This window comes from Cypionkella sp., from assembly GCF_034376685.1.
GTDB lineage: Bacteria > Pseudomonadota > Alphaproteobacteria > Rhodobacterales > Rhodobacteraceae > Cypionkella.
The window spans coordinates 168,621-179,032 of the sequence record NZ_JAXMJJ010000036.1 but is presented as its reverse complement, the minus strand read 5'-3'; the positions used below and the strand labels follow the sequence as shown (position 1 = coordinate 179,032).

Here is a 10,412-nt window from a genome sequence, read left to right as displayed (position 1 = left end):
TGCTGGGTGGCTTGCTCGGTGGCGACACCGGCGGTCTGCTCGATCCGATCCTCGGTGACGATGGCCTGCTGGGTGGCTTGCTCGGTGGCGACACCGGCGGTCTGCTCGATCCGATCCTCGGTGACGATGGCCTGCTCGGTGGCTTGCTCGGTGGCGACAACAGCCTGATCTAATACCGGAGCATGCGCCTCATGCTCCCAACTGGTGCTGCCGCTTCTCGCGGCAGCATTTTTTTATTAGTATGCACGGCTCTTGGCGATCGCTGGATAAGTCTGGATCTGCCACGGCTGCAATCCAGCCCACCGCGTGCAAAACCACAGTAAAAGATACCCTTGGCCGCGCCCCCCTTGGGTCAGTCGGCCAGCTCGGCAACCTGCGTTTTGGACCCCATGTGGCCTGCGTCAGCCCATCTCAATTGTAGCATCCGACTGCAATCACGCAGGAATTTTTCCGGTGCGGTTGCTGATCTTTACGCGGCCTTTACGCGAAACCTCTGCCTTCGACATAGCCCCCTCACGCAGGCAGCTGGTATATTTGCGCGATCACCAGCGGAGCAAACCATGTCCGATCTCATCTATCTTTCCCTGACCTTTGCCGCTTTTGGCGGCTTTGCGGCGCTTATCCGCATTCTTGACCGACTGTGAGGAAATCATGTTCGACCTGATCCTTGGCCTTGCCGTGGCGGCGGGGCTTTTCGTGTATCTTGGGGTGGCGCTGATCGCCCCCCATCGTTTCTAGGGGGATAGGCTATGACCCTGATCTCTTACATTCTCTATTTCGCTGTGCTGACGGTGGGGGCCTTTGGCCTTGCGCTGTGGATGCAGCGGGTGTTCGAAGGCCGCATTCCGGCTTTGGCACGGGTGGACCGGCTGGTGCTGCGGGGCGCGGGTGTGGACCCCGACCGCCAGATGAAATGGACCACCTATGCGATGGCGGTGCTGGCCTTCAACCTGGCCGGTTTCGTGCTGCTGTATGCGCTGCTGCGCTTGCAGGGGGTGTTGCCGCTGAACCCGGATGGCATCGGTGCGATGTCGCCTGATCTCGCCTTCAACACCGCGATCAGCTTTATCACCAATACCAACTGGCAAGCCTATTCCGGTGAGGCGCAGCTGTCTTACCTGAGCCAGATGGCCGGGCTGACGGTGCAGAACTTTGTCTCGGCTGCTAGCGGTATGGCGGTGGGCGTGGCGGTGATCCGCGGCTTTACCGGCGCGAAAGACAGTGGGCTTGGCAACTTCTGGGCCGATATGACCCGTGCCACGCTGTGGATCCTGTTGCCGCTGTCATTTGTGCTGGCGCTGTTTCTGGCCGCGCAAGGCGTGCCGCAAACCCTGCTGGGCGCGGTGCATGCCACCGGGCTTGAAGGCGCTGAACAGATCATTCCGCGCGGCCCTGCTGCGGCGCAGATTGCGATCAAGCAATTAGGCACCAATGGCGGCGGTTTCTTTGGCGTCAACTCGGCGCATCCGTTTGAGAACCCGACGATTGCATCGAACCTTGCACAATGCCTGTCGATCCTGCTGATCCCGGTGGCGTTCTGCTTCCTGTTTGGCAACATGGCGCGCGACCGTCGCCAAGGCTGGGCGATGTTTGCCGCCATGGGCATCATGCTGTTGGCTGGCCTGACGGTCGTGCACCTCTATGAGGTTGCAGGCAACCCGAGCCTTGGTCTGGGTGCCAATATGGAAGGCAAGGAAGCCCGGTTTGGCGCGATGTTGTCGTCGCTTTGGGCGGCCTCGACCACGGCGGCCTCGAACGGGTCGGTCAACGCGATGCATGACAGCTTTATGCCGCTGTCGGGCATGGTGCTGATGGTGTTCATGCAAGTCGGCGAGGTGATTTTCGGCGGTGTCGGATCGGGCCTGTATGGCATGTTGCTGTATGCGGTTCTGGCGGTGTTTCTGGCCGGGCTTATGGTGGGGCGGACGCCGGAATATCTGGGCCGCAAGATTGAAGCCCGCGAAGTGACGCTGGCGGTGCTGGCCTTTCTGTCGATGCCCGTGGGCATTCTGGTGGGCGGCGCACTTGCCGCGACCGTGCCAAGCGCCTTGGCGGCCGTGCAAGATCCCGGCCCGCATGGCTTCAGTGAAATCCTCTATGCTTATTCCAGCGCCACCGGCAATAACGGCTCGGCTTTTGGCGGCTGGGGGGCATCGTTGCCTTGGCACACCACGGCGCTTGGATTGATCATGATCATCGGGCGCTATGCGATGATCATCCCGCTTCTGGCGATTGCAGGTTCGTTGATCCGCAAGACCAAAGCCGAGGCCACGGCGGGCAGCTTCCCGACCCACGGGCCGCTGTTTGTCACCCTGCTGATCCTGACCGTGCTGATCCTTGGCGCGCTTACCTTCTTTCCTGTGGTGGCACTGGGGCCGATTGCGGAAGAGACCGCACGCGTCGCCGGGCAGAGCTTTTAAGGACCTGAAATCATGTCAAATCCTATCCCAACCGCAAGCCTGCGAGATCTGGCCCCAGCCGCCTTGCGTCAAACCTTCGTCAAGCTGAACCCGCGCGGGCTTGCCCGCAATCCGGTGATCTTCACCACGGCGGTGGTCGCGCTGATGACCACGGCGCTGGCGCTGCGCGACATCGGCACGGGGGCCGTTGGCGGCTGGCAGGCGCTGCACATCTCGGTCTGGCTGTGGCTGTGCGTGCTGTTCGCCAACTTTGCCGAAGCCTTGGCCGAGGGCCGCGGCAAGGCGCGCGCCGACACCCTGCGCGCCACCAAATCCAAGGGCTATGTCAAGCGTCTTGAGGGGCCGCAAACCCCGTTCGACGTGGCTTTGCTCAGCCCTATTGACGAACTGCAAACCGGGCAATTCGTACTGGTTGAGGCGGGCGACATCATCCCGACCGATGGTGAAGCCGTGCGCGGCGTGGCCTCGGTCAACGAAAGCGCCATCACGGGGGAAAGTGCCCCGGTGATCCGTGAAGCGGGTGGGGATCGGTCATCGGTGACCGGCGGCACCACGGTGGTGTCGGATTGGCTGGTGATGCGGGTGACTGCCGAGCCGGGCAAAAGCTTTATGGACCGCATGATCGCTTTGGTCGAAGGTGCCGAGCGGCAAAAGACCCCGAACGAAGTTGCGCTGAACATCCTCTTGGCCGGGTTGACGCTGATCTTCCTGTTCGTCGTGGTGACTTTGCCTGCTTTTGCCAGCTTTGCCGGGTTGAACATTCCGGTCGTGGTGCTGGGCGCCTTGTTTGTCACGCTGATCCCCACCACCATCGGCGGGCTGCTGTCGGCGATTGGTATCGCGGGCATGGACCGTCTGGTGAAATTCAACGTCATTGCCAAATCTGGCCGCGCGGTGGAAGCCGCAGGCGACGTGGACACGCTGCTGTTGGATAAAACCGGCACGATCACTTTCGGCAACCGGATGGCCGATGCGCTGATCCCCGCGCCGGGTGTCGATATGGCCACGCTGGCAGAGGCCGCTTATCTGGCCTCGCTGGCCGATGAGACCCCCGAGGGCAAAAGCATCGTCGAGAAAGCCCGCGCGCTGCTGGGCCGCGATCTGGTGCTGCCTGAGGGGGCGCAGCCGGTGACGTTCACCGCGCAAACCCGGCTGTCGGGGGTGGATCTGGCCGATGGCACCAGCCTGCGCAAAGGCGCCATTGATGCCGTGGTGCGTTTGACGACGCAGATCCCGGCCCCAGCGCTGAAGCAAGAGATTGATGCGATTGCCCGCTCGGGCGGCACGCCGTTGCTGGTGTCGCGCGGCTTTACCATTCTGGGGGCTGTGCATCTGAAGGACGTGGTGAAACCCGGCGTGCGCGAACGCTTTGCCGAGTTGCGCGCGATGGGTATCCGCACGGTGATGATCACCGGCGACAACCCGTTGACTGCCGCGGCCATTGCCGCCGAAGCCGGGGTGGATGATTTTCTGGCGGAAGCCACGCCCGAGATGAAGCTGGATCTGATCAAGCGCGAGCAATCCGGTGGCCGGTTGGTGGCGATGTGCGGCGACGGCTCGAACGACGCACCGGCTTTGGCGCAGGCGGATGTGGGTGTGGCGATGAACGCGGGCACACCTGCGGCGAAAGAGGCCGCCAACCTGATCGACCTCGACAGCGATCCGACCAAGCTGATCGAAGTGGTGATGGTGGGCAAAGAGCTGCTGATCTCACGCGGGGCGCTGACCACGTTTTCCATCGCCAACGACGTGGCGAAGTACTTCGCCATCCTGCCGGCGATGTTCGTGGCGGCTTATCCGGGGCTTGGCGTGTTGAACGTGATGGGGCTTGCCTCGCCGAACTCGGCAATCCTGTCTGCGGTGATCTTCAACGCGCTGATCCTGATCGCGCTGGTGCCGCTGGCGTTGCGCGGTGTGAAATACACCCCGGCCTCTGCTGCCGTGCTGCTGCGCCGCAACCTGCTGATCTATGGTCTGGGCGGTTTGATCGTGCCTTTCCTTGGCATCAAGGCGATTGACCTCGCGCTTGTTGCTCTCAATCTGGCTTAGGAGGCCATGATGTTTAGCTATCTTCGTCCCGCGATCACTCTGACGCTTGGCTTTACCGTGCTGACCGGCCTTGCCTATCCACTGGCAATGACCGGGGTGGCGCAGACGCTGTTTCCGGCTGCGGCCAACGGCAGTTTCATCGAAAAGGATGGCGCGGTGATCGGTTCTGCCCTGATCGGGCAGTCTTTCACTAAACCTGGCTATTTGCAGCCGCGTCCATCGGCGTCAAACTATGGCGCAACGCCTTCGGGCGCGTCCAACCTTGGCCCGACCAATGCCGCGTTGATTGCCAGCGTGGCGGAACGGCGCGCGGCCTATACGGCAGAAAACGGGGCGGAGGCCCCGATTGACGCGGTGACGGCCTCGGCCTCGGGGCTGGACCCGGATATCAGCCCGGAAAATGCGCGGGCGCAGGCGGCACGGATTGCCAGCGCGCGCAAAGCCGATCCGGCTGCGGTGCAGGCGCTGATCGACACGCAGATCAAGGCGCCGCTGCTGGGCCTGTATGGCGAGCCTACGGTGAATGTGCTGCAAACCAATCTGGCGCTTGATGCGGCGTTTCCCGTAGCGCCGTGATGCAGCGGTCAGCGCATCAGATCGGCTTCGGACCAGCCAAGCGCTGCCATGTCCTTTGCCCGTGCCGCCGCGTCATCGCTGACGATGAACTCGTCAAGCTGGGGCGGGGCGACACGGGTGGAGGACAGCATCGCATGGACCTGGCCGCGATGGTGGGTCTGGTGCTGAAACAGATGCGCCAGCAGATCGTCCGCCCGGTCATGCTGCTGACGATCCCCCCGATCAACGGTCACGCTGCGGGTAAGCCGCTCGGGCGTCAGGGCCGCTACGAAGGCCAGCAAGCGCGCGTCACACTGCGCTTGCGCCGCACGCAGCGCCTGAAGCGTTGTCAGCCCTTGCGCGGCATCGAGGGCGGCACGGTCAAGCGGGTGGCCTTCCAGCGCATTGATGTAGAACCGATCCACCAGCAGGATATGGTTCAGCGTGGCACGGATCGACGGAAAGAAGCCCACGCGCGCGGCGGCGTAATCCTCTGCCGACAGCGCGGCACAGGCGGTGTGCAGGCGGTGGTTGGCAAGGCGGTTCATTTGCGCCAGTTTACGCCATGCGCGGCAAGGGTCATAGGATGAGGCAAGCACGAACGTTCCCCCTTTGTTTTAAGCAAAATTATCGCAGTTCTGCGGCGGTTGCCAGTGGGGTGCTGCATGGCTGACAACGACACCCGACCCTCACCAGAAGCGCTTTTGGGGCGTGCCAACCGCGAGGGGCGCGGGCGGCTGAAGATTTTCATCGGGGCGGCACCGGGGGTCGGCAAGACCTGGTCGATGCTGGATGATGGCCACCGCGAATGGGCGCGCGGTGTCGATGTGCTGGCCGCCGTCATCGAAACCCACGGCCGGGCGGAAACCGAGGCCAAGTTGGCGGGCCTGCCGCTGCTGCCGCGCAAGCCCGTGCTTTACAAGAACCGCGCGCTGACCGAGATGGATCTGGATGCGCTGCTGGCCCGCCGCCCAGCTTTGGCGCTGATTGATGAATTGGCCCATACCAATGCCGAAGGCGGGCGGCATGAAAAGCGCTGGCAGGATGTCGAAGAGGTGCTGGCCGCTGGCATCGATGTTTATACCACGCTGAACATCCAGCATATCGAGACGCTGAATGAAACCGTCGCCCGCATCACCGGGGTGCGGGTGCGCGAAACGGTGCCGGATCAGGTGCTGGAGCTGGCGGACGAAATCGAACTGATCGACCTGCCGCCGGATGAGCTGCTGGAGCGGCTGAAGGCGGGCAAGATCTATCCGCAGGATCAGGCGGCGCGCGCGCTGACCTCGTTCTTCATCAAGGGCAACCTGACCGCGCTGCGCGAATTGGCGATGCGCACCGCCGCCGACCGGGTCGACGCGCAGCTGCGCGAGCATATGGCCGCCAATGCCATCGAGGGCCCTTGGCCGACGCAGGAACGCATCCTTGTCTGCCTGAACGACAGCCCCGCCGCGCGCGAAGCGATCCGGGTCGCCAAACGTGCGGCGGATCGTGCCCGCGCCGAATGGATCGCGGTGAATGTGACCTCGGCGCGCCAGCAAGACATCGGCGAGGCCCAGCGTGATCGGATTTCCGCCTCGTTGCGTCTGGCGGAACGCTTGGGGGCCGAGGTCGCCACACTGGAGGCCGAACACGACACTGCCAGCGCCATCCTGTCCTATGCCCGCGCCCGCAACGTCCGCCGCATCATTGTCGGCTATCCGCGCCCCAGATCGCCGCTGCTGCACTGGCTGCAAGAAGATGTGATGCAGAATCTGATGCGTGGTGCTGGGTCTTTCGAGATCACGGTCGCGTCGCAACCCGATGAGCGGCTGGAGGCCGAGCGCCAGCGCCTGCGGTTTACGCGGCCGTCGCTGCGTGGTGTGGCCGAGGCGGTGGGCTTCACCTTGCTGGCCAGTCTGGGGGCCGCTTTGGTGGACAGGCTGTTCCCGGTGGCCTCGCTGTCGCTGATCTTCATGACCGCCGTTGTGGTGGTGGCGTCGCGCCAAGGCAATCTTCCGGCCATTCTGGCCTCGATGCTTGGTTTTTTCTCGTATGATTTCTTCTTCGTCGACCCCCGGCTGACCTTCACCATCACCGACCGCAGCGAGGTGCTGACCCTTGGTCTGTTCCTTGTCGCCTCGCTGATAACCGGCAATCTGGCGGCGCGATTGCGCCAGCGCGCCCGCGTTCAGACCGAAATCGCTGATCGCACCAACAAGCTTTACGACTTCAGCCGCAAGGTGGCTGCGGCGGCGCAGCGCGATGATCTGATCTGGGCCGTGGTCAGCCATGTCGCGGTGACGCTGCGCTGTGAGAGCATTCTGTTGATGCCCGCAGAAAATGACACTTTGCAGGTGGTGGGGGGCTTTCCGCCCGAGGATCAGCTTGAGGTGCGCGACCAGACCGCCGCGCAGTTCACCTGGGAGAAGGGTCAAGCTGCCGGGCGCGGATCGGACACGTTGCCCACGGCGCGCTGGTATTTCATGCCGCTGAAGACCACCGCGCACCGTTTGGGCGTGCTGGGCATCGCCTTTGAGGATGACGGCGCGCTGACCCGGTTGGATCAGCGGCTGATGGACGCGCTGAGTGACCAGATCGTGCTGGCACTGGAACGCTTGCGGCTGACCGAAGATCTTGCCTCGACCAAGCTTGCGACCGAGACCGAACGGCTGCGCACCGCGCTGCTGTCGTCGGTCAGCCATGATCTGCGCACACCGCTGGTCACCATCATCGGGGCTGCGGGCAGTTTGACCGAAGCCGATGCCTTGCCCGAGGCCAGCCGTCTGGAACTGGCCGAACTGATCCGCGAAGAGGGCGAGCGGCTGGACCGCTATGTGCAAAACCTGCTGGATATGACGCGGTTGGGGCATGGTGCCTTGCATCCGCATCTGTCTGCGGTGGATCTGAGCGAGGTGGTGGGATCGGCGCGGCACCGGATGCGGGCGATCCTGCGGCAGCATCCGCTGATCACCGACCTGCCGCAGCCCTTGCCGCTGGTGCAGGCCGATCCGGTGCTGTTGGAACAGGTGTTGTTCAACATCATCGACAATGCCGCCAAATATGCCCCTGAGGGCAGCGAAATCAGCCTTTCGGCCAAGACCAATGGCGGTTTGCTGACCCTGAGCATCGCCGACAACGGCCCCGGCATTCTGCCCGAGGACCGGGACCGGATTTTCGAGATGTTTTATCGGGTGGAAGGCGGGGACCGACAGCGCGCGGGCACCGGGCTTGGCCTTGCGATCTGCCGCGGGCTGATCGAGGCGATGGGGGGCAACATTCGCGCCGAAGCCACATGGCCAAACGGCACCGGCACGCGTATCGTGATCACGCTGAAGATCCTGAACCCGGATCGTTCTTGATCGTCCCCGCTCTGTGAAAGCTTGCCAAGACCCCATGACAGCCGCCGCGCGTATCCTTGTCGTTGACGATGAAGCCCCGATCCGTCGCTTTTTGCGGGTGGCGCTGGAATCGGATGGCCATAGCGTGATCGAGGCCGCCACCGCCCGCGAGGGCCTGCTGGCCGCTGCCCGCGAAACGCCGACCCTGTTGATCCTGGATCTGGGTCTGCCGGATGCCGATGGCCTGAGCATGCTGCGCGATCTGCGCGGGTGGAGCACGGTTCCGGTGGTGATCTTGTCGGTGCGCTCGGACGAGGCGGGCAAGGTGGCGGCGCTGGATGCGGGGGCGCAGGATTATGTTGTGAAACCCTTCAGCGTCAAGGAACTGCTCGCCCGCGTGCGCAGCCTTTTGCGCGACCGCAGCCCGACCGAAGCCGTCCCCGCCGTGATCGAGGCCGGGGATCTGCGGATCGACGCGGCGCTGCATCAGGTGACACAGGCCGGCGTGGCGCTGCATCTGACGCGGCGCGAGTTTGACATGCTGTGGATGCTGGCCTCGCATTCCGGGCGGCTGGTGACGCAAACCATGATCCTCAGCACGCTCTGGGGGCCTGCCCATGCCGAAGACAGCCAGTATCTGCGGGTGTTCATTCGCCAGTTGCGCGCCAAGCTGGGCGATGATGCCGCCAACCCGCGCTATGTGATGACCGAACCCGGCGTCGGCTATCGCTTTATCGCGGGGAACCATAGCACGCTGTCGGATGGCTAATCTCTAGCCGGAAATACCTGCCACAAACGACGCTCCTTTATGTTTTGGCCTTTGAAGCTCACCGTTTATTCCTGCATCCTGCACTCAAGTCAGTAGGGACTTCCCCCTGACTTGCGACCTCTTCGCCCGACCCAATGTGAGGTGAGTCTTTGCCGCCGCTGCCCCTGCCCTCTTACGCCGCCCTTTCCGTTGCCGACGAAGAGGCGCTCGCCGCGCTGTACAAGCGTGGGACGCCAGCAAACACCTTGCGGGCTTGGGAACGCGATCTGGCTTATATCTCGGCGTGGAAAGCGGCGGTCTTCGGCCAAGCTCTGGTCTGGCCTGAAATCGAGCGCGTTGCGCTGCGGTTCGTACTTGATCACACCGTTGATCTCACCGACAAACCCGGTTCCGCCCAAGATGCCGCGCAGGAACTGATCGCGCTTGGCCTGCGCATCAAACTGACCTGCCCCGCCCCGGCCACTTTGGACCGCCGCATTGCGTCATGGCGGGCGTTTCACCGCATGAAAAATCTGGCCTCGCCCTTCGAGGCACCTTTGCTCAAGCAAGCCCGCGCGAAGGGCCGTAAGGCGGCAGCCCGACCAAGGGTTTCAAAATCACCACGCCCGATTGATCGGGAGATGCTTGAGAAACTGCTGGCCAGTTGTGACGACACTACGCGCGGACTTCGCGACCGGGCCATCCTGATGCTGGGTTTTGGCTCTGGAGGCAGGCGTCGCAGCGAGATCACCAATCTTTACCGCGAGGATATCGGCACCGAGGAATATGCCAGCAAGGGGCTGATCTGGGTGCGGCTGCTGGAAACCAAGACTACCGGCAAAGTGGATGCACCACGCCTGCCGCTGAAGGGCCGCGCCGCCCGCGCGGTGATCGGCTGGATCGAGGCTTTGGCCATCGACTCTGGCCCGCTGTTCCGCCCTATCAGCCAGTCGGGCCGCGCTCTGTCCCGCAAGCTGGCTCCCGACGCGATCCGCGTCATCCTGCGGCACCGCCTGAAACTCGCGGGCCTGCCCGAAGACTACGCCACACCGCACGGCCTGCGCGCAGGCTTTCTGACGCAGGCAGCCCTTGATGGCGCACCGCTGGCCGCAGCGATGAAACTGTCGCTGCACCGTTCGGCCATTCAGGCGCAGCGCTACTATGCCGATGTCGAGATTGAGGATAACCCAGCCACAGATTTGCTGGGGTAGCCTACGGCGGTTTTGAAGGAATGGCCTGAACGTATCCTGCCGTCACTGCCCTGAACCAGCAGCAAATGTTCTGGCTGCACCCATCGCTTGCGAAAAAGCCTTGCCCCGA

General features: G+C 63.3%; 8 protein-coding genes. 7 read left to right on the top strand and 1 reads right to left on the bottom strand.

Annotated features, from left to right (window positions below; translation table 11 throughout):
* Positions 1-630 precede the first annotated feature (630 nt).
* Genes kdpF through kdpC form a run of 4 tightly spaced genes read left to right on the top strand, consistent with a single transcriptional unit; the run spans position 631 to position 5,045 of the window.
* Complete coding sequence (kdpF, locus tag U1A24_RS08605) at positions 631-738, top strand: K(+)-transporting ATPase subunit F (protein WP_322321567.1); 108 nt, start codon at positions 631-633, stop codon at positions 736-738.
* Positions 739-749: 11 nt separating this feature from the next.
* On the top strand, positions 750-2,420 hold the full coding sequence (gene kdpA, locus U1A24_RS08600; protein ID WP_322321566.1) for a potassium-transporting ATPase subunit KdpA: 1,671 nt from the start codon (positions 750-752) through the stop codon (positions 2,418-2,420).
* A 12-nt stretch (positions 2,421-2,432) separates the two neighbouring features.
* The gene (gene kdpB / locus U1A24_RS08595) at positions 2,433-4,469 is read left to right on the top strand and encodes a potassium-transporting ATPase subunit KdpB (RefSeq protein ID WP_416173476.1); all 2,037 of its coding nucleotides are present in this window, start codon (positions 2,433-2,435) and stop codon (positions 4,467-4,469) included.
* A gap of 9 nt (positions 4,470-4,478) precedes the next feature.
* Complete coding sequence (gene kdpC / locus U1A24_RS08590) at positions 4,479-5,045, top strand: potassium-transporting ATPase subunit KdpC (protein WP_322321565.1); 567 nt, start codon at positions 4,479-4,481, stop codon at positions 5,043-5,045.
* A gap of 8 nt (positions 5,046-5,053) precedes the next feature.
* Here kdpC and U1A24_RS08585 read toward each other — a convergent pair whose 3' ends face one another.
* The gene (locus U1A24_RS08585) at positions 5,054-5,572 is read right to left on the bottom strand and encodes a DinB family protein (RefSeq protein ID WP_322321564.1); all 519 of its coding nucleotides are present in this window, start codon (positions 5,570-5,572) and stop codon (positions 5,054-5,056) included.
* A 117-nt stretch (positions 5,573-5,689) separates the two neighbouring features.
* Here U1A24_RS08585 and U1A24_RS08580 point away from each other — a divergent pair, with 117 nt between their 5' ends.
* The 3 genes from U1A24_RS08580 to U1A24_RS08570 all read left to right on the top strand — a co-directional run bounded on the left by U1A24_RS08580 (position 5,690) and on the right by U1A24_RS08570 (position 10,303).
* Complete coding sequence (locus U1A24_RS08580) at positions 5,690-8,365, top strand: sensor histidine kinase KdpD (RefSeq protein WP_322321563.1); 2,676 nt, start codon at positions 5,690-5,692, stop codon at positions 8,363-8,365.
* Between the two features lie 34 nt (positions 8,366-8,399).
* On the top strand, positions 8,400-9,113 hold the full coding sequence (locus U1A24_RS08575) for a response regulator (protein ID WP_322321562.1): 714 nt from the start codon (positions 8,400-8,402) through the stop codon (positions 9,111-9,113).
* A gap of 149 nt (positions 9,114-9,262) precedes the next feature.
* Entirely contained in the window at positions 9,263-10,303 is a 1,041-nt protein-coding gene (locus U1A24_RS08570; RefSeq protein ID WP_322321561.1) for a tyrosine-type recombinase/integrase, read from the top strand.
* Positions 10,304-10,412 lie beyond the last annotated feature (109 nt).